The organism is Bradyrhizobium sp. CB1717 (assembly GCF_029714325.1).
Taxonomy (GTDB): domain Bacteria; phylum Pseudomonadota; class Alphaproteobacteria; order Rhizobiales; family Xanthobacteraceae; genus Bradyrhizobium.
The window spans coordinates 5,666,150-5,685,631 of sequence record NZ_CP121666.1; the positions used below are offsets into that span (position 1 = coordinate 5,666,150).

The window sequence follows — 19,482 nt, forward strand, 5'->3', positions numbered from 1 at the left end:
TTCTTGATCAACTATTCCTTTTGCTTGGGAGTTTGGCGCAATTTTATCAGGTGGAATAGCGAGCGGTACAATCGAAAGATACGAATTGATACTCCCGTGCAAATCTTAGCCAGTATCGCCAACAAAGATTCCAGCGAGCGCCTATCTCAGCTTGCCAAGGCTTTTGCATATTTTCGCCCTTTTGCGCACAAGATGAAAGATGGCTCCGAATTCTATTTGCCACTTGGATTGATGTTATCAGGATTGATAAAAGGCCGAGACGCACAAGGTGGCCTATTAGTTGAATCTGGCAAGCGCGTTGTTGAAATTCATCAGAACTATGTTTCGGTGCTCCTTCATCACGCCCAGGATCCAGTCGGCGAGCAAATTCTTTTCGCGATTAGGGGAAAGAACTTTGGTACATGCAGAGGGAAGCAATTTGTCGAGAACGTCATTGAGATATTTTTTCCCGCCGCTTCAGATACTGACAACCCGGTTGGAGTTGTTTTAGGAGCGAGCAATAGCTGGGCGGTCCTACAAACAAGTGAAGCAAAGGTGAGCCGACTTGTTGCTGGACAAGGCGTATATCTCCAGCAACTCCGAGAGATTTGTGGGCTGCGCCGAGTAACAGCTATAAAGAAAGCAGGAAACGTTGATGCAATGGTCCACGACTTTTGCAGGACTACGTGGCGAGAACTCGCTGTTGAACGACAAGATCATGGAAGCTACCTGCTAAGTTTAACGGCAAGAGGCGAAGCAGGTAACTTCGATCCCAGAAAGTATCGAACGTTCAGCGCAATGTGGAAAAAGATACTTCCGGGCGTCAGCATGAATCTGCGATACCGTCGGGAAGAGGACGAGAATTGGACATTCGCGTTCTCCGACAGAGCTCCCCAGTAGGGCCAAGTCACCTGGCAGAATCCACTGCCGTCCCCACTACTCCCACTCAATCATTTAGGACGACGTTACCGCGTTGATTTGCAAGCACAATTCGTCAAAGCTGGCGGTCAAATCCCGACGGTATATCCGTGCTAACGTTTTGATCTTGAATTCACAGGAAAATTCATGCCGCTCGGAGCAATGGCTCCTTCGGCAAGTATCGGAGTCAATCGACTAGGTGGACGCGAGTGCTTGGCCGTAAGGGCCACCGCCACACTCGCGCGCCTTTGCTTCCGATACCGTCATGATCAGGAAAACCGTGGTTGGCTTATGAGGTGATCGCTCGCACCGCTCACCGGACCACTCCGTCCCTAGACAGCTCGGTCCGCTTTGCGCCAACGGCTTCACCTCTATTCGATCGGCGGAATGGTGCACAACCAGGCAACGAGGGCGTCGAGATTCTGCTCAGTCATCTTGCTAATTGGAAACTGGGAAGTCTCATCGGTGTCCGGACAAGCAGCGCCTTTGGGGTTGGCGCGACCCGGAAGCACGAGGCAGTTCCGGGCTTCTACTCTTCGTCCAGAGCACGCATCGATCGCTGCGAACGAGGACGACAATTGCATGTTTCCGCTTTTCGGGCCGCGTTTTGGGTGTCACCATGCTCGTGAAAGGACGGGAGGGCCGCCATGCGCTGGTGTGTCTCGGTCGGGGCGGTGCTTGTTGCGGGGGCGATGGTCGGAGGTGACGTTGCTGGCATTGCCGCGCCGACCCCGAACTCTCGATTCGCCAACACCAACCACAGTGTAGAGCCCGTCAATGTCGAGCTCGTTATCGCCGTCGACGTCTCCTATTCGATGGATATGGACGAGCTTGCTATTCAGCGCGAGGGCTATGCACAGGCCATCGTCTCGAAAGACTTCCTTCAGGCGCTGAGGGCCGTTCCGGGCAGCAAGGTGGCCGTGACCTATTTCGAGTGGTCGATGTCGGGCGACGAGAAGATCATCGTTCCCTGGCGCATGATCGACGGTCCGGAATCGGCGGATGCAGTGGCCGCCGAGATCATGAAAACGCCGGTTCGCCGAGGTTCGAGTACCTCGATTTCCGGGGCGATTAATTTCGCACTGCGACTGTTCGAAGAGAATCCGTATCGCGGGTTGCGGCGCGTCATCGACATTTCCGGCGATGGGCCGAACAACGACGGAGCCCCCGTAACCGGCGCGCGTGACGCTGCCCTAGAGAAAGGCATCATTATCAACGGCCTCCCGATCATGGTGAAGGAGCCATCCCTCTCGACGACCGATATCGAGAATCTCGATCTCTATTACGAGGACTGCGTGATCGGAGGGCCGGGCGCCTTCATCATGACGATCAAAGAACGCGAAAAATTCCAGGAAGCGATCCGGACCAAGCTTGCTCGCGAAGTTGCAGGCTTCACGCCAGAGAGCGGGATCGTCCCAGCCGCCGAGAAAGAGCCCCGGGTGCCCTGTCTGATCGGCGAAAAAAAATCGCAGGAGCGCGGCCGGCGGTGAGTGTCGAGACAATCATTCAGAGCCGCCGGACGAACAAACTTTAGACAGCGGTATCATGGTCGCCGCCCACGCGCCGGAGCATTGGAGGTGCTAACGTCCGTTCGTGGCCCATCGCGTCGTTTTCGTTGCTATGCAACAATACGTCGGCTATCGGGGGGCACAGCGGACTCAGGCAAGCCGTCCGCCCGACGCGTTTATGGGTTCACGGCCTACAACGCCGCCAGCCGACATCATCGGTTACTCCAAAATAATGGAGTGGACGAACGGGTACCCTGGCCAGCGGTCTTGATGGGCGCCGGAATCATCCGCCATGTGCTGAGGCTCGGTCGATCGCGTCGAACTCAGTCTCACTCAACCGCCAACTCAGTGCATCGAGATTGACCCTGGCGTGATCAGGCTTGGTCGCGCCCGGGATGGGAATCACGTGACTGTCGCGCGCCAACAGCCAGTTCAAGGCGACCTGGCTGATGCTGGCATCATGCGCGCGGGCAATCTCGGTGAGACAAGTTAGCAGCGCTTTCGCGTCCATGCCGTCCGACGGCTGCGTGAGGCGGCCGGACGCAAGGGGAAAATACGCGACCAGCGCCACATCGAGCTCACGGCAGGCTTCGAGCACCCCATTTGTTTCCGCTGCTCGTCGGACCAAGCTGTAGTTGACCTGATTGGCTGCGAGCCGAACGCCTGCCCTTCCGAGGTGATCGGCCACGCGGCGCATCTGCTCCGCACTGAAATTTGCCACGCCGACCGCGCGTGCCTTGCCGGACTTCACCGCTTCGACGAGGCCTTTGGCGAACACTCGCACATCGATCAATGGCAGCGGATAATGGACATAGTAAAGATCGATTGTCTTGAGACCCAGGCGCGCGAGCGAACCGTCAAGCGCGCTTATCAGGCGGCGCGGAGAGGTTCGGCCCGGAAAGGGAAGGAACTTCGATGCTATCACCGCGCCGGCGGGACCGGCGCGCAAGCAATCACCCACGACGCGCTCCGAGAAATAGATCTCGGCCGTATCGATCATGCATGGGCCGGCATCATGAATGATCCTGTACGTTTCCAGCACGGCCCCGCGATCGGCACGCCGCCACTTGTTTGTGCCGATGCCCAAGGGCAGCACACGGATGCCCGTTCGACCCAAGGGGCGCGTTTCATGATTTGCGGGCATCGCTGGACCTCTCCAAGGCGAAAGCGTCGTTTGCTGTTGGTGTGATGACAATGGCGCTTCAAGCTTACGCCATAGCCACTACGGCCGCATCTGCCGAGTCGGTCGGCAGTTCAAGGGAAACCAGACTGCGCATTGGCCTAACGATGGACGGTCCCGGCCGCTCGGGCGGTCGAGGTCGGTTCAACCTAGAGAGCGGGTGCTCTTCAGATCCCGCAGGTGGGAGGCCATGACAACGGCTCGGTCTTATGCGTCCTTCCATTTGATCGAGCAGCCGATAGACGCCTTTTGGTCAGCCGGCGCCACACCGGTGGTCGCAATCGCACGCATGGCCTCGACAAGCTCTCGGGGCGCTCCCGCGCGAGGCGGAGTTGTGCGGCCTTCATCGAGCCGGCCACGATACTTGAGCTTGCGGTCGGCATTGTAACCGAAGAAGTCCGGCGTACAGACCGCCCCATACGCCCGTGCGACTGTCTGGGTCTCATCGCGAAGATAGGGAAACGGAAAATCATGGACCTTCGCGAAACGCTTCATATTCTCAAACGAGTCTCCGGGGTAGCTCGCAGCATCATTCGAGCAAATCGCTGCAAAGCCGACGCCCTCCGACATCAGCACGCAGGCGTCCGCAATCATGCGGTCGATCACCGCTTTGACGTAGGGGCAATGGTTGCAGATGAAGACGACGACCGTGCCTTTTTTGCCCGCAACGTCGTCCAGTGCGTAAGTCTTGCCGTCGGTGGCCGGAAGCCGAAATTCCGGCGCCAGCGTATCAAGAACAACTTGTGTAGCTGTTGCCACCATATCGCACCTCAGCCAATAAGCCGGCTTCGCCGAAACGAGAAACCGGTCGGAGCGAATCTTCTGGCCACCCCGAGCGCACCGTTCTCGCAGCTCTCCAGCGCGATCTTCTGCGCGAGCATTACGTCTCCGATCGGCAGATCGCCAAGTGGCAGGAAACATAGCCCCACCTTCGGACGGCCGTTCTCGTCGATCTCGCACACATTCGTCGCGGCGCCGGCATAGATCCTGTACTGCCTGCCGGTATCGCCGCCGACGACCTCGAAATAGCCTTTCTCCGCGAACTGCACCCGTTGCGCCGGCGACAGCCAGTGGCGCAAGAGCCGCAGCGACCGGCCTTCCGGAGTTCTCTCCGCGCCGTGCCCGACGAACAGAGCCCTTATCGCTCTCAAGCGCGAGCGTTCGCCTGGGCGAGACCGCTCAAGACGCCACATGGCGCTGCCTATCAGCCGCCGACCAGCCTCGGAAAGAACAGGGTTTCTTCCGCGATCGGGTCGAACGACCGGATGTGGGAGACCTGCCCCGGGCCGCTCCGGACCGCGGCGGTGAAGCCGGCGTTGGTCAGTTCGTTGAAGCGCTTTTCCGCCCTCGCCAGTTCTTTCGCGTCGCTCGGATTGAAAGGGTGACGGCTGTCGCCGGTACGGTCCATCACGATCTGGATTGCCATGATCGCCCTCCTCGGAATGCTGATGGCCAAGGACCTCCGATCCAGTATCCGGCCGACGCCGCGGAGTTGCAAGAGAGGAAGATTCGATCGCGAACGCCGGAGCTGGGCGGCTCCGAAGGGGCCACTGAAGCAATGCGGAACTGACTTTGTCAGGCCGGAAAGTGAGAAACCGTCACCGCGAGTTGCCGAGCCAGTGCCCCCCAAGCAAGGCTGCATCGAAGATCTCACTGAGCTTGCGGTAGTATCAAACGGTCCCGGCGCGCGGCCACCCGTGAAGCGGCCATACAGATCGTCGCCGATACTTCGGTAGTCGTTCAGAATGGCCTCGGCGTTGTCGACCTTGCCGGCAAGGGAGACGAGAAGCGACGATGCCGGCTTGGTTGGCAAAATCGAAAGGTAGGCCTCTTTGCGCGGGCGCCAGGCCGACTTCGGCTCGCTCAAGGAGTCCGTGCAGTCGGCCACGATCTTTGCTACGTCGCTTCCAAATCTCTGACTGATGATATCCAGCGTCGCTTGGCACGCCCTGACCGTACTCAGATCCCTGCATGGCACACCTGAACTTGGGACCCAAAAGATGCCATTGTGTATGCGACCGCCGCGCCGCTAGTGCTGGATCTACTTCCGCTTTCGGCGGCATGACTGACTTAGGCCAGGCTGCTATTGGCGCGACCTGGTCGTGAATGACCCAACCGGGACATCCGACCGCTTGCACAACGCGAGCCGCTCTGCAGGCAATCGTTCGCAAAAGTAGCTTGTCAGGTGCCACCGGCGATTGAGCCGAGCGCCTGCCGCATATCGGCTGCCTCCCTCGACACACCGAGGTTTCGTCAATCCGTCTATGCCCTGAAGCAACGACTCCGTCCGTGTTGCCCGGACATGGTTTTGCTGCTGACGGCGAAGCTATGCCATGAGCCAAACGACCTCAGCCTCTCAGCGGCCGGTGGTCAGCCGCGGCGGGATCTGGGACATCATCCAGAGCTCGATCGCTGCCAGGATCGCGACCGCCGCGCCGATGATCACATGCACCGTCATCGCGGTGGTTCCCTGGAAGCCCAATACCCAGGGCGATACCAACGCCCACAAGCCGACGATGAGGTTCAGCCACTCCTCCCACACCGCGAATGCCGCCAGCGCCGCAATCGCAAGGATCGCGATGGCTATACCGGTGATATTGGCGTTTTGAGAGACCGTCCCGGCATCGAAACCGAATATCCAGGGCGAAACAAACAGAAACGCGCCGAGGATCAGGTTCGCGACGTCACAAAATTTTGCGTTCGTCCAATTCTCTAGCCAATTCTGCATGATACCCTCCATTGGAGGTTTTCCATGCCAAATCAACCGTATGATCGCCGCGCCGGTTTCCCTCGCGGCCCGCGGCATAATAGCAAGGGAGCGGTGGACCTGCCGCGCCTGCCGCTGTCGCTGCTCGGCCGCGCCGACGTGATCGAATAGCGATGCAGTTTGTTGCAGTGCACGAGTCTCTTCCTGGCCCGTTTGGGACATGCCAACCGGCCCGAAAACTGTCCGCTTATCGAGGTAAACCGGAAGTGGCTCGCCCGCGGTAAAAATGGCGTCCTCACTGCAGCCAGAAGTTGCGCGTTCCAAGACAGGAACCGTGGTATCCTCCGTCAACGCGATGGGGCGGTTCAATGAAAGCGGCTGCCCCTCGATTGGCACTTGCTGCGGGTCCTCGTGTCCTCGCCGGGCTCCGGGACAGCACAAAATGGCTTGGCATCCCCACCTCCTAGGCGTTACTCGGCCCGCGCCGACGAGGCGATCGAATGAATGCGCCCGGCAGCTAACGTGATCCAGCCGGCGGAAGACCGGTCCGTAAGGGACAGCGCTCTCCCGGGCCTCGAGGAGGACCAGCATCGTGAAGCGAGACTTCGACCTCATCGTCTATGGCGCGACGGGTTACACCGGCCGTCTCATCGCCGAATATCTGGCGACGTCCTGTCGCGGCGACGACGCGCCGTCCTGGGCGATCGCGGGACGCTCGACCGACAAGCTCCAGAAGGTGCGTGCCGACATCGGCGCACCGGACGATTTGCCTTTGGTTAAGGCGGATGCCGCCGAGGCGGCCAGCCTGCGTTCGATGTGCGAGCGTGCGGCCGTGATCGTCACGACGGTCGGGCCTTATCAGCTCCACGGTCCGGAGCTTGTGGCGGCCTGCGCGGCCACCGGCACGGCCTATGTTGATCTGTGCGGCGAACCAGCCTGGATGCGGCGCATGATCGACGACCATCACGAAGAGGCTAAACGGACCGGCGCGCGCATCGTGTTCTCCTGCGGCTTTGATTCCATCCCATTCGATCTGGGCGTGCTCACGTTGCAGGAGAAGGCGCGCGAGAAATTCGGACGCCCGGCGCGGCGGGTCAAAGCCCGCCTGCGCAAGGTGAAAGGCGGCATGTCCGGCGGCACCGCGGCGAGCGCTCAGGCGACCTTGGCCGCCGCCGCGCGCGACCCGGCCCTGATCCGGCTGCTGACCGATCCCTTCGCGCTGACGCCGGGGTTCACCGGGCCATCTCAGCCAGCGGGCCTCATCCCCGAATACGACCCGAGGATGAACATGTGGCTCGTGCCGTTCCCTATGGCGCCGATCAACACCAAGAACGTGCACCGCACGAATTTCCTGTTGGGTCATCCCTACGGTACCGACTTCGTTTACGACGAGATGATGGTCGCGCCGGGATTTGGGGAAATCGCAAGCGTGACGACGGACACGTTCGCTACGATGGTTTCCCTGTTCCGGATCGGCGGTCTCAAACCCGGCGCCGGTCCGACTCGGGAAGAGCGCGAGAAGGGCTTCTACGACATCCTCTTCCTGGGCGAGCTGCCGGATGGCAGACACGTCGAGGCGGTCGTCACGGGTGACCGCGATCCGGGCTACGGCTCGACCAGCAAGATGATCGCCGAGAGCGCTCTCTGCCTCGTGCGCGACGTGCAGGGCGAGGGCGGCATCTGGACGCCGGGCGCGCTGATGGGTCCGGCGTTGCGCAAGCGTCTGACGGAGCGCGCTGGCCTCACCTTCAGCGCGCGTTGAGGTAATGCTCAGAACTGCAGCAGCGTGCTGGATTACGCGGATCGTAACCAACGAAAGCGCGGACTGGTGTCCGCGGCCTCAAATCCGGTTCAATGGCCGCTTTCGGCCCGTTTGAGACGTCCCCTCTGGGCTCTGAGAATGTCCGATTATCGGGACAGCGACGAGCTCCATCGCAAGGTTTCACGATGAAGAAGGTAGTCAACTCAGCACAGTCGCGCCGCCACTTTTTGCGGCTGACGTCCATGGCCGCGGCATCAGCTCTGACTCCAACGGTGTTGTGGGCCGAGCAACAAGAAGCAGCGGATTCGGCCACGTCCCAGGCCGTGCCCGCACGCATCGCCACGTTCGAGGAGGTATGGCGGACCGTGCGAGACCGGTTCTACGATCCGCACCTGCACGGGCTCGATTGGTCGGCGGTCCGGGAACGTTACTTGCCGGACGCCACGCGGGCGAGCTCCGAAGAGGCGCTGGCTGGCGTCATCAATAGCATGCTGTCTGAGTTGCATGCTTCGCACACCCGCTACTACACACCGTACGAACCAGGGTACTACCAGCTTTCCGATATCTTTGCTGGTGCGTTAAGGCGGCGCGGACTGGAACGCGTTTTTCCGAGTGGCCGTATCTCCTATCCCGGCATTGGCGTCCTCTCGCGTATCGACATGCAAGGCCGCAGCCTGATCACCGGTGTCATAGAAGGCACGCCGGCCCAACAAGCCGGCCTGCTCGCTGGCGATGTGATCGTGTTCGCCGATGGTGCACCGTTTCAGCCGGTACAGTCATTCCGTGGCAAGGTCGGCAAGGAAATTATGCTGGGGCTGCGTCGTGCCGGCGCGTTTGAGCAACTATCGGTTACTGCGGTTGAAATTGAGCCCAACAAAATGTTCTTGGACGGCCTGAAGGCCAGTGCCCGTATAATACCGGCCAACGGCCGACGGATCGGCTACGTTCATGTCTGGTGCTACGCTGGCTCCGCGTATCAGCGGACGCTCGAGCATCTTCTATCGCAGAGTCCGCTGAACGACGCCGACGCGCTGATCTGGGACTTGCGAGATGGCTGGGGCGGCGCGATTCCCGAGTATCTTGATTTGTTCAACACGCGAGCGCCGACGATGCAGGTCACTGATCGCAATGGCGCCAGCGAGCTCGCGAACGTGAAGTGGCGCAAGCCTGTCGCCATGCTGGTCAACGGTGGCACCCGCAGCGGCAAGGAGATCCTGGCCTATGGCTTCAAGAAATATCGGCTCGGCGAGGTCATCGGTAGCCGGACCGAGGGAGCTGTCCTCGCTGCGACGGCATTCCTCGTTGGCGGCGGCTTGCTGTTGCTCGCGGTCGGGGACGTGCAGGTCGACGGCGAGCGGCTGGAAGGCGTTGGCGTCGCCCCCACGATCGAGGTCCAAGCTGACCCGGCCTCCATGGGTCTAGGTGATCCTCAACTCAATCGTGCAATCGCAGTCCTATCCGTGGCCTGATCCTCGGGAGGCAAACCTGCCAGCTCTGACCCTGATCCGCGAGGACCGGACGCCACAAGTGAAATGCTGCGTTTCTTGCTAGAGCATTCGCTCCAACGGCAGCCAGGCTAGAGTTAGTACCGCTCGTGGCCCCTGTGAGACGTTCGGGGCCAGCCGAATGTCCAGTTTGCGCCCGCCAAGGGCTGCCATAAGAGAATGGCCTGCCCGGTTCGCAATACAGGTCATTGCCAGGATAAGCACGGATCGGACCGATCAAAACGAGGGACCAGGCGAACTTACGCCGGTCGGGATTTCCGGATCCCCGGCTGAGGTCGATGCATTGGGCAAACGCGGCGCGCTAGCGCGGGGGCGCTACCGCAACCCCAGGCGGCGGCACGTCGTCGTCGGGCACAAAGAAGTCCAGCGCCAGCGGGACAGAGGGATCCACGCGATAGCGCTCGAAGTCACGCACTCCGCTGGCATAGAGCAGCTTGTCATCGATGCAGAACTGCCCGGTGAACTCGCGCGACGGCTTCGTGAGGATCACATAAGCCGCATCTCCCATGATCTCCGGCGTACGGCTCGCGCGCATCATGGCATCGCCCCCAAGGAGATTGCCGACCGCGGCGGTAGCGATCGTCGTGCGCGGCCACAGCGCGTTGACCGCGACGCCAGCGCTCTTCAGCTCGGCCGACAGTCCCAGCACGCACATGCTCATGCCGAACTTCGCCATGGTATAGGCGGTGGAGCGCTCGAACCATTTCGCCTGTATGTCGAGCGGCGGTGACAGCATAAGGATGTGCGGGTTTTCCGCCCTCTTCAGATGCGGGATGCAGTATTTCGACACCATGAAAGTGCCGCGGGTGTTGATGTCCATCATCAGGTCGAACCGCTTCATATCGGTTGCCTGAGAGTTGGTCAGGCTAATGGCGCTGGCGTTGTTGACGCAGATATCGATGCCACCGAATTCGGCGACGGTCTTGTCAACAGCCCCGATCACCTGGGCTTCGTCGCGAATATCGCAGATGACTGGCAGCGCCTTGCCGCCGGCCGCGCGCACTTCGTCGGCGGCGGTAAAGATGGTCCCCTTCAGCTTCGGATGCGGCTCAGCGGTCTTCGCGGCGATCGCAACGCTGGCGCCGTCGCGAGCTGCGCGCAGCGCGATCGCAAGCCCAATGCCGCGGCTCGCACCCGAGATAAACAGCGTCTTGCCTTTGAGAGATGACATCAGAGCCTCTAGGCCGCCCATGATCGGCTGCCGTCGGCGGCATGTATACTCCGGTATGGCAAGTGTCGATAGACATCCCAATGCTCGCACACCTTACCTGGGGTCCTCTTAGCTGAACTCGCGCGTTCGTCAGACGTCCGCTTTCCGCCAAAGCGGCCCTCCCCGCAAGTTTTCCCTCTTTCGGGACCTTCGAAGGCCTGCAGAAGCCACTGCCCGCTATTAGTCACGATTGAACGTCAAGACGAAGGAGCCGGCACAGCGTGGGCGTCGCCCGCAACAATGCTGCAGCGTTGGGAACTCTCCTGGAACTCAGCGGCCGAGATTGTCCACGGTTCGGCTACCATCTGCACCTATCAGGAATAAGCTCAGTCGACACCTGCGGGCGTTCGTGCCCCTCAGTGGGCCGGCCGGCGGAAATTCTCCCACGCCCGTTAGCAAAGAGGCTGAGGTTTATCCAGCGAGCCCAGGCGACAGATTCTATGATCGAACCCGAGCGTTTGGAAGGCGTTCCTGGCCGCTACTGGCACCGGCTCGAAGACGGGCGTATCCAGTGCGATGTCTGCCCGCGCCACTGCAGGCTCAACGAAGGTCAGCGTGGCTTATGTTTCGTGCGTGGCCGGCAGGATGACCGGATCGTGCTCACGACCTACGGCCGCTCCTCGGGATTCTGTGTCGATCCAATAGAGAAGAAGCCACTGAACCACTATCTGCCCGGAACTCCCGTGTAGTCCTTCGGTACCGCCGGGTGCAATCTGACGTGCAAGTTCTGCCAGAACTGGGACATCTCCAAAGCGCGAGAGCTCGACCGGCTCCAGGACGCAGCCTCGCGGGAAGATGTTGTCGAGGCCGCAATTGCCACGGGCTCGCGCTCCATCGCCTACACCTATAATGACCCAGTCATCTTCCTCGAGTATGCCGTGGACGTTGCAAAGGTGGCGCGCGGCCGCGGGATCAAGAACGTCGTGGTCACAGCGGGCTACATTGACGCGGCGGCGCGAGAGGAGCTTTACACTTTCATGGACGCCGCCAATGTCGACCTCAAGGCGTTCACCGAGGAGTTCTACAACCGCCTGTGCACCGGCCATCTCGGCGCCGTGCTCGAGACGCTCGAGTATCTGAAGTACAGGACGAAGGTCTGGTTCGAGATCACGACGCTCCTAATCCCGGGTCACAATGACAGCCCGGAGGAGGTGAAAAAGCTGAGCGAATGGGTCATGGCAAGGCTAGGACCTGACGTGCCCTTGCATTTCACCGCCTTCCACCCTGACTACAAGATGCTGGATCTGCCCCATACACCGGCTTCCACCCTGACGACGGCTCACGATATCGCGCGCAAGGTTGGGCTGCACTTCGTCTACACCGGGAATGTCCATGACGAGATGGGCGAAAGCACGTACTGTCCAGGCTGTGGTGAGCGGGTCATCGGCCGAGACCGGTATGACATCATCACTTGGCGGCTCACCGGCGACGGCCGCTGCGGCATTTGCTTCACCGCGATCCCCGGCCTGTTTGACGCACGTCCGGGCAACTGGGGGCGCCGGCGCGTGCCGATCCGGATCGGCAAACTGCAACGCTCCTGAGCGCGGATGACGCCGACATTGGGCCGCCTCACTGTCGCCCTGTTGGAGCGGGAGTCTGATGAGGAGGTCACGATGAAGATTGACAGCACCATATTCGGCGCGATTACGATTGACGGAAAAACGTATGAGCACGACGTGGTCGTTCGCCTTTCCGGCGAAGTCGTGAAGCGGAAAAAGAAGCTATCAAAGAGGCTTTATGGTACCTCGCACGTGCTTTCAGAAGACGAGGCAAAGTTTCTCTTCGAGAAAGGGTGCGACCAGGTCGTCATTGGCTCGGGTCAGATGGGCAACGTGCACCTATCGCCGGAAGCTGAAGCCTATTTCGAAAGAAAGGGCTGCGAGGTCGTGTTAGAGCCGACACCCGACGCCATCCGGACGTTCAACCGCTCGCACGAAAAGAGAATCGGACTCTTTCACGTGACTTGTTGAAAGTTAGGGCAGCATTGAGTGTATGTCCGTGGCCCATCTCGGGCTTGCGACTCTGGCTGAATGTCCGCTTTGCGCCAATTACTGCCGATCCCTCAAACTGAGGCGTCGCCTCACAGGCTCCGGCTACTCTGTACGCTGTAATGCGCCACAATACTCTGGGTCGTGGACGCGGTGGAATTCAGACACCGATCGGGGTTAAGTGGAGGTCACAACTCGGGTCCGCGCTCGGATATGAGAGAAAGTGAGAACAGCCTCACCAAAACTACGCCAAACTGCGCGATAGCAGCCGGCCGCCCTACTCCCACTCAATCATTTAGGACGACGTTCCGTCGTTGATCTACAAGCACAAATCTTCAAGTCTGACGGACAAATCCCGACGGTATACCCGCCGTATCTTTCGGTCTTGAATTCACAGAATAATTTGTGCCGCTCGGAATACTGGCGATTCCGCTACCTATCGGAGTCAATCAACTGAATAGCCCTGCATACGTCGCGGAAATCGCCACTGCTCGTAATGGCACGACGTAGCTTCATATACCGTCAGAGATCAGAAAGGCGCTGGTTTGCTCGTCCGATGGTTCCCTACACCGCTCACCCCACTACTGCGCTCTATCGAAACAGGTCCGCTTTGCGCCAAGACCTGCCAGGGCCGCTTCTGCGACGCGGGCGATCACTCATCTGGCTGAGTTCTGAGCATGTTGACGTCGGTGCGCCTTGCCGAGCACGAAAGTGAAGGGGACAATAAAGAGCTCATCACCTCGGTCGTCACTGACGTGCAGAACCCGGTCACGCAAATCATCGAAGCGGCGCTCGCAGGTGAAGGATTCCACGACGCGCGTCGCATGATCCCCCGCCTCAGCGAGATCGTCCGCTACGGCGCCGCAATAGTCGACGAAATCTTTCCTGGTGTCGGAGCAATGGAAATGGACCTGGGGCATTTTCGGCCTTCTTCAGTGGGACGATGCCCTAGCCAGCCGCTGCATCTTCCGCTCCTGGGACCTGCAAGCCGCGAGAACGACGCACCTTCCTTCGCTTCAAGACAACATGAGTTGCGCCGGCGGCACGTTGCTCGGATTCAGTCAATGGGAAGGTGAGAAGGAAGGAAGCCCCTTCGGCAGCGCAAGACGGATGAACGCGGCCACCCAAACTGCTGACCAACTCGCCGACGATCGTTAGCCCGCGACCGCGCACACTGAGATCAGATGCCGAGCCATTGTCAGAGACCGCGCACCTTACGACGTTACCTGCAAGCAGCAACTTCACTTTCGCTTCCGGCTGTCTATCGTCGAATCGAGCATGTCGTGCCACATTGGTGAGCAGCTCGGATACGATCAACCCAAGCTTCCAGCAGCGTTCGCCCTCAAGCCGCAAATCATCCGCCGAACACAAGAGACGTATACTCAGCCGGTCCAGTCGGTATTTCGTGAAGGAGAAGCAAAGATGCTGGAGGTACCTTGCGGCGTCGGTCAGGTGCCCAGGATCCGGCATGCGTAGTGCCTTGTGAACATCAGCGTAATCATGGAGAAGGTCTACCACATCGAGGAGCGCCGCCTTGACTGCCATGTCATCCGACGCCACCGCTTTGGCTGAAATCGTGCAGATAGTGCTAGTAAGCTCGTTATTTACTCTGTGGTTCAACTCACGAAGAAGCAACGATCCATCGGGATTCGGTAACGGTGCAATGTGCTTTGTCATTTCGGGCTCCAACGATCTTTCTCTCTGGCACGTGCCGCAGGACCAAGCAGGGCCCCCTATGGCTCCTCGCCGCGGCGCTCCAATTCGGTCTTTAACGCGTCAAAGAGGATCTCGGTTGGCACCATTGCAAGGCTCGTCCAGAAGATGATCGCGGCGCGTGAGGCGATTAGGTAATAGGTCATGCGGAGGCTCCTCCTAATGTGAGATTCCGGTTAGTCGAGAGATTGGAACGTGACACCGAGGTCAGCAGAACCTTGCTTCCTCTTGATGCTGCTTGGAATGCCAGAGGCAGCTTTGACTATCTTGTCCATTGCTGATCCATTTAGACGGTTGATTTGGTTGAGATTGGTCGAGACCAGTAGTCGTCGCCGAAACTTTGAGTTATTCGCGCGGGTTATGACTGGACAGGTTTGCGCCAGCAGCCGCTTACAGAGGCGCTCAGGCGTCAGCGATCAATGAGGCGATGTCCTCGAGCGGACGCCGGCTGAAGTCCTTCGCGAACTCGCCCATGATCTTGCCTCTCAGGTCGCGGTGGAAATGCTTGCGCATCTCCCCCAGGGTCTTGGGGTCGGATACGACGACCAGGTGTTTTATGGTCCCGTCCAGGCTGAGCTTGTTAAGGAACGAAGCCGTAGCTGCCGCGAAGTCGTCCTCGTCAAGCCGCCTACCATCGGGGTTGACGGAGCCGGCGTGATGGCGCGCACCCGAGTGGGTGGGCGCAGGCAGAGCCGCCGTGATCTCGACCAGATGCACCCCAGGTTTCACACCCGTATTGCGGAATAGACGGACCGTCGCGCCATCAGCGACTGCAACTGTCGTACCGGCAGGTAGAATCATTCAAAGATCTCCTGTTCACGATCCTGCATAAACGCCCCCGCGGACTGCGATACTTGCATGCTGGCGCACCGCGGCGCCTCTTCGACAAGCTCCTGACGCGAAGCTCCCCAGAGCACGGCTGTCCCAACGACGGCCGAAAGAATCGACGCAGCGAACACAGCGATCTCGGCGGCCGAGAAGTCGGAAGCGCTTGGAAACGCTTGCCCGGCGATAAAGAGCGACATCGTGAAGCCGATACCAGCGAGGGCTCCCGCCCCGGCCAACTGCCGCCACGTGTACTCCGCCGGCTTGACGGCTATGCCTGCGCGCACGGCCGCAGCAGCCATGAGGAAGACGCCGAGCGGCTTTCCTATGGCGAGGCCAGCAACGATCGCGGCCATGAGCCAGCCATGCCCAACAAAGACGCCCGGATTGATCGCCACCCCTGCATTCGCCAGTGCGAAGATCGGGAGGACAGCGTAGCTCGAACGCGCGCCGGCGTGCCGCAGCAGCCGGTCAGCCGGCGATTCAAGTCTGTCGAAGATTGCATCAAGCGCGTGCAGCGCCGGAGTGGAGGGGCCGTGCCTGAGAACCTCACCCTCGTGCCCGGCCTCGGAGGCGATGATGGTGCTGGCCTGCGTCATCAGGGCAGCCAGGTTGGCGGGCGGGCGCGTGGGAACGAACAGCGCCAGTACCACGCCGGCCAGCGTCGCGTGGAGACCGCCCGCGTAGACGAATGTCCACAACGCGATGCCCAACAGGATGTACGGCGAGAGAAGGTAGACTCTCGACCGGCTCAGCAGCGCCAGCGCGACGACGACCGCCGCGGCGGCGGCCAGGTATGCCGCATGGATATCGCCGGAGTAGAACACAGCGACGACGACGATCGCACAGATGTCGTCGACGATGGCCGCCGCGGTGAGGAAGATGCGCAGCTCGACGGGAACGCGGGCGCCCATCACGGCGATCAAGGCAATCGCGAACGCAGTATCGGTCGCCATCGGAACGCCCCACCCGTGCGACCACGGCCCCGCAGGGATGACCAGCGCGTACAGAAGCGCCGGCACGACCATGCCGCCGAGCGCGGCGGCGATCGGAAGCGCTGCGGAGCGGCGGCTTGCGAGATGACCAACTGTCATCTCGCGCTTCACTTCCAATCCCACGACGAGGAAGAACATCGTCAGCAGGCCGTCGTTGACCCAATGGAGGATGGACATCTGAAAGGCTGCGTCGCCCAAGCTCACGCCGACCTCCTGGCGCCAGAGCGCCTCGAACGACGGCCCGATCGGCGAGTTCGTCAAGACCATCGCGGCCACGGTCGCGAGGATCAGCAAAATGCCGGCGGACGGCCCCCAGCTCGCGAAATCCAGGGTTGCCGTACGGACGCGGTGGCCGAGCGTGCCAAGCATCGCGTCGACGAGAGAGCTCTCGTCCCACGGTCCGTCGTAGCGCCGGCGGTTGATGTAGAAGGTCGGCGTGAATCTCACCCCGCTTGCGCGTGAGCTTGCGACGTCCGCCTCCACCCTCGCTGTCGCGCGCCGCACGGCGTCGCTGTCGCCGAGCGCGAAGTTGGCGTTCACGCCAAGATCGGCGGCCACCGCGACGAGGTCATCCTCTGTGAGCTGCATCGACCTCGTCATCAGCTTGATGTGCGCGGCCCAGAACGCCTCGGGCGTCCGGGCAAGCTCGGCGAGCTCGGCGGCCCGAAACGAAAGGCTGTTGTCCGTGAGCGGCCTGTGGCGGAAGGCGTAGCAGACGCGGTCACCAAGTTGGTCGCGTGCTTGCGCGATGCGCTCGTTGGCAGCCCTGCAGTGCGGGCACGCGTAGCTGCCGTACTCGACAAGCGTGATCTCGGCATCGGTGGGACCGAGCACGTGGTCCCTCTCGTGGTCGACCGGACGGTCGAGGCGGCCGGGCGGGATCATGAGCTGCATCGCTGAACCGATCTCAGGTGTTAGCGCCGGCTACGAGGTCGGCGCAGCCGCCGCTGGGTTGACGACGTGGAATACGCCGCCGTTGGGTGACGGCGTGTACGCAATCTCCGCGCCGACGATACGGCCGGGGAGCCCAGCTGCGTGCACGCGCGGGAGGAAGAGGCGCACCAGCGTGCCGCCACCCCGCTCGCTCTCAATACAGACCGCGCCGCCTCGTCCCTCGGCGAAGCGCTTGACCTGGAGGAGCCCGAGGCCGGTGCCGCTGCCCGCGGCCTTTGTCGTGAAGTACGGGGTGAATGCCTGCGAGAGAACCTCGTCGGGCATGCCCTCCCCGTCGTCGGCGACGACGATCTCGACGAATCCCCGGGCCACGCCACCGGAAGGTTCGACGTTCCGCGCCGCGACGGTGATCGCGCCGCCCCCAGGCATGGCATCGGCCGAGTTTCGGCAGAGGTTCAGCAGCGCGAAGTACAGCTCCTCCGGGTCAGCGTCGAAGTCCCACAAATCAGGGGCGATATCGGTGCGGACCGTGATGTCGGAACGCAACGCCTGGTCCAGCGAACCCGCCAGCGCTGCGAGGCGGCTGCCTGCGACGAACCCGCCGATCGACTCGGGGTATGGTCGCGCAACGTCGAGGAGCTGACGACTGAGCAGCGCTCCTCGCGCGATCGCGTGCTGCATGTTGCCGATGATGGCCTTTCGGTGTGCGGCGTCGCTCTGGCACTCGAGCAGCCGCAGGCCGCCGCCAATCACAGCGAGAAGGTTGTTGATGTCGTGGACCACGAACTGCGCCACGTCCTCGATCGCCCTCGTCCCCTGCGGCCTCCGGGAGGAGAACACGCCGCGCCTGTCGGGCTGTGGGGCGGTCAGACACAAGACCCCGGAGATCTCGCCGTCGCTGCCAACGAGCGGGATCTCCACGCACCTGGACGCGATGAGGCCGCTGCCATCATCGCGGACGCTCCGCACCCTCGCGCTGAATGCGCGCTGCGCTCCAAGCGAGACGCCGGCGCTGTCCGCGAGCACGACGACGTCCTCCAGCGCGGAGCTCTCGACCACGCCGGGGAAGGAAACGTCGGGCGTCTCTTTGATCTGCATGTCGGACCTCCTAGTTTGCGATCGTTCAACGGAACGCCGACTTCGGCCCGTACACGAGAGCGGGCGACGACAGCTCGAAGTTTGAGTCTATGACGGTCTAAAGGAAAATCACCTCTCGCCATGGAGTCGATAGCCGAGCGTTATCGGAATTGCTGAGAGACGCCTGGCGCGCTGCGGTGAATCTCCATCCGTCTTACGCTCGACGACTGGACTTCCCACACTCGTCGATTCAAGTGCCCCATGCCTATCCGATCCAGCGCCGTTGCCCGACGGCCCCTGAGGAGGAGCGGCCGGTCCCCGGGAGGGAAGGACCGGCCGCGGGCGAACCGCGGCGAAGGGGGATCGCCGCGCGCCGAGCACTTGGGAAGCTGTCCGCCTCCGTGAGGCAAATTGGTATCCGACGAGGAACGTCAGTGCGAGTAAAGCAATCCAAATCTCAGCAAATCGTGCCGAATGCGTATGCCATTGGCTCGACCACATTCGCTATGAGAGGCTGCCTACGAGCGGCCCAAGAGAACGCGATATCGCTGATGTCGATCGAGACCGGCAGCCTTTCAGTTGCGGCGCGCCAATTGAACACGCCACTGCCAACGGTCCGCAAGGTCTTCGAGCTCGAGTCCTGCGGACGAACAACCGGACGAGCCGCAAGGACAAACCCACGAAACGATCTTCCGAAACTCGACGCCATGATACATTACGCTCCGAGTTTGCGAGCTGGTCGACATTTCACCCTAAGTACCCCGGCCGTCCTTTTGACCGATCACGCAGCGCCATGCCGCAAGACGCTCAGTCGGATGCTGATTCATCCAGTCGGCGAGCTGCGGTGCGCCCATCAGCAGGACTGCATCGAGACGTCAGCAAAGTCCGAGGTGGTGACGGTCTGCTCGCGGCAATTTGCCGGAGAAGACAAACTGCAGAGCACGGCGATGATCGCGATCATGATGGGCCCCCCTCGCCGTGATCAACGTCTGCGCCGATGCGCATATGGCTTGCGGATACCTTGTCCCGCTGCTCGCGGAGGGGATCAGATGGCGGAAAGACGCTGTCGTAGATCGCTCGGGCTTCTCGAATAAGGCTAGCTCCCTCCCTCTCGGACCTTGAGGCAAATCGAATGACGTCACCCACGTTTTCACTCCTGTTATATTACGATACTCATTTCATACGGCGCCGCGGCGATCTGCGAAAACCTTCTTCGTGTTG

General features: G+C 61.0%; 21 protein-coding genes and 1 pseudogene. 8 read left to right on the forward strand and 14 right to left on the reverse strand.

Annotated features, from left to right (window positions below; genetic code table 11):
* Positions 1-3: 3 nt before the first annotated feature.
* On the forward strand, positions 4-879 hold the full coding sequence (locus QA649_RS27060; protein WP_283019860.1) for a hypothetical protein: 876 nt from the start codon (positions 4-6) through the stop codon (positions 877-879).
* Between the two features lie 665 nt (positions 880-1,544).
* Positions 1,545-2,387: a DUF1194 domain-containing protein gene (locus QA649_RS27065; protein WP_283019861.1), complete on the forward strand. Its 843-nt coding sequence runs from the start codon at positions 1,545-1,547 to the stop codon at positions 2,385-2,387.
* 301 nt (positions 2,388-2,688) lie between these two features.
* Here the strand turns inward: QA649_RS27065 and QA649_RS27070 are convergent, their stop codons facing one another.
* The 5 genes from QA649_RS27070 to QA649_RS27090 all read right to left on the reverse strand — a co-directional run bounded on the left by QA649_RS27070 (position 2,689) and on the right by QA649_RS27090 (position 6,325).
* On the reverse strand, positions 2,689-3,549 hold the full coding sequence (locus QA649_RS27070) for an aldo/keto reductase (RefSeq protein WP_283019862.1): 861 nt from the start codon (positions 3,547-3,549) through the stop codon (positions 2,689-2,691).
* Positions 3,550-3,792: 243 nt separating this feature from the next.
* The gene (locus QA649_RS27075; RefSeq protein ID WP_283019863.1) at positions 3,793-4,347 is read right to left on the reverse strand and encodes a thioredoxin family protein; all 555 of its coding nucleotides are present in this window, start codon (positions 4,345-4,347) and stop codon (positions 3,793-3,795) included.
* Between the two features lie 8 nt (positions 4,348-4,355).
* Entirely contained in the window at positions 4,356-4,778 is a 423-nt protein-coding gene (locus tag QA649_RS27080) for a hypothetical protein (protein WP_283019864.1), read from the reverse strand.
* An 11-nt stretch (positions 4,779-4,789) separates the two neighbouring features.
* The gene (locus QA649_RS27085) at positions 4,790-5,011 is read right to left on the reverse strand and encodes a hypothetical protein (RefSeq protein WP_283019865.1); all 222 of its coding nucleotides are present in this window, start codon (positions 5,009-5,011) and stop codon (positions 4,790-4,792) included.
* Positions 5,012-5,941: 930 nt separating this feature from the next.
* Complete coding sequence (locus QA649_RS27090) at positions 5,942-6,325, reverse strand: SPW repeat protein (protein WP_283019866.1); 384 nt, start codon at positions 6,323-6,325, stop codon at positions 5,942-5,944.
* A 12-nt stretch (positions 6,326-6,337) separates the two neighbouring features.
* Between QA649_RS27090 and QA649_RS27095 the strand changes: the two genes are divergently transcribed.
* The 3 genes from QA649_RS27095 to QA649_RS27105 all read left to right on the forward strand — a co-directional run bounded on the left by QA649_RS27095 (position 6,338) and on the right by QA649_RS27105 (position 9,523).
* The gene (locus tag QA649_RS27095) at positions 6,338-6,463 is read left to right on the forward strand and encodes a hypothetical protein (RefSeq protein WP_283019867.1); all 126 of its coding nucleotides are present in this window, start codon (positions 6,338-6,340) and stop codon (positions 6,461-6,463) included.
* Between the two features lie 421 nt (positions 6,464-6,884).
* Positions 6,885-8,054: a saccharopine dehydrogenase NADP-binding domain-containing protein gene (locus tag QA649_RS27100; protein WP_283019868.1), complete on the forward strand. Its 1,170-nt coding sequence runs from the start codon at positions 6,885-6,887 to the stop codon at positions 8,052-8,054.
* Positions 8,055-8,239: 185 nt separating this feature from the next.
* Positions 8,240-9,523: a S41 family peptidase gene (locus QA649_RS27105; protein ID WP_283019869.1), complete on the forward strand. Its 1,284-nt coding sequence runs from the start codon at positions 8,240-8,242 to the stop codon at positions 9,521-9,523.
* Between the two features lie 337 nt (positions 9,524-9,860).
* On the opposite strand, the gene QA649_RS27110 is transcribed toward QA649_RS27105, so the two are convergent.
* Entirely contained in the window at positions 9,861-10,730 is an 870-nt protein-coding gene (locus QA649_RS27110) for an NAD(P)-dependent oxidoreductase (protein ID WP_283026105.1), read from the reverse strand.
* Between the two features lie 479 nt (positions 10,731-11,209).
* Here QA649_RS27110 and QA649_RS27115 point away from each other — a divergent pair, with 479 nt between their 5' ends.
* The 3 genes from QA649_RS27115 to QA649_RS27125 are packed head-to-tail and all read left to right on the forward strand — an operon-like array spanning position 11,210 to position 12,739.
* Positions 11,210-11,458 carry a hypothetical protein gene (locus tag QA649_RS27115; RefSeq protein ID WP_283019870.1) on the forward strand — a complete coding sequence of 83 codons (249 nt, stop codon included), beginning with the start codon at positions 11,210-11,212 and terminating at the stop codon, positions 11,456-11,458.
* Between the two features lie 54 nt (positions 11,459-11,512).
* Complete coding sequence (amrS, locus tag QA649_RS27120; protein WP_283026106.1) at positions 11,513-12,310, forward strand: AmmeMemoRadiSam system radical SAM enzyme; 798 nt, start codon at positions 11,513-11,515, stop codon at positions 12,308-12,310.
* 6 nt (positions 12,311-12,316) lie between these two features.
* Positions 12,317-12,739: an MTH938/NDUFAF3 family protein gene (locus tag QA649_RS27125; protein WP_283019871.1), complete on the forward strand. Its 423-nt coding sequence runs from the start codon at positions 12,317-12,319 to the stop codon at positions 12,737-12,739.
* 674 nt (positions 12,740-13,413) lie between these two features.
* On the opposite strand, the gene QA649_RS27130 is transcribed toward QA649_RS27125, so the two are convergent.
* The 8 genes and pseudogenes from QA649_RS27130 to QA649_RS27160 all read right to left on the reverse strand — a co-directional run bounded on the left by QA649_RS27130 (position 13,414) and on the right by QA649_RS27160 (position 19,407).
* Complete coding sequence (locus QA649_RS27130) at positions 13,414-13,677, reverse strand: hypothetical protein (protein ID WP_283019872.1); 264 nt, start codon at positions 13,675-13,677, stop codon at positions 13,414-13,416.
* 28 nt (positions 13,678-13,705) lie between these two features.
* Entirely contained in the window at positions 13,706-14,434 is a 729-nt protein-coding gene (locus QA649_RS27135) for a sensor histidine kinase (RefSeq protein WP_283019873.1), read from the reverse strand.
* A 56-nt stretch (positions 14,435-14,490) separates the two neighbouring features.
* The gene (locus tag QA649_RS27140; RefSeq protein ID WP_260384358.1) at positions 14,491-14,616 is read right to left on the reverse strand and encodes a hypothetical protein; all 126 of its coding nucleotides are present in this window, start codon (positions 14,614-14,616) and stop codon (positions 14,491-14,493) included.
* 256 nt (positions 14,617-14,872) lie between these two features.
* On the reverse strand, positions 14,873-15,271 hold the full coding sequence (locus QA649_RS27145) for a host attachment protein (protein ID WP_283019874.1): 399 nt from the start codon (positions 15,269-15,271) through the stop codon (positions 14,873-14,875).
* Positions 15,268-17,184 (reverse strand): Na+/H+ antiporter NhaA, encoded by a 1,917-nt coding sequence (gene nhaA / locus QA649_RS27150; RefSeq protein WP_283019875.1) that lies wholly within the window; start codon positions 17,182-17,184, stop codon positions 15,268-15,270. Before nhaA ends, QA649_RS27145 begins: the two co-directional genes overlap by 4 nt.
* 30 nt (positions 17,185-17,214) lie before the next feature.
* Positions 17,215-18,282: an ATP-binding protein gene (locus QA649_RS27155; protein ID WP_283019876.1), complete on the reverse strand. Its 1,068-nt coding sequence runs from the start codon at positions 18,280-18,282 to the stop codon at positions 17,215-17,217.
* Between the two features lie 731 nt (positions 18,283-19,013).
* Positions 19,014-19,222: pseudogene (locus QA649_RS42970) on the reverse strand (hypothetical protein).
* Positions 19,219-19,407 carry a hypothetical protein gene (locus QA649_RS27160; RefSeq protein ID WP_283019877.1) on the reverse strand — a complete coding sequence of 63 codons (189 nt, stop codon included), beginning with the start codon at positions 19,405-19,407 and terminating at the stop codon, positions 19,219-19,221. The pseudogene QA649_RS42970 and the gene QA649_RS27160 overlap by 4 nt, the downstream one beginning before the upstream one ends.
* Positions 19,408-19,482 lie beyond the last annotated feature (75 nt).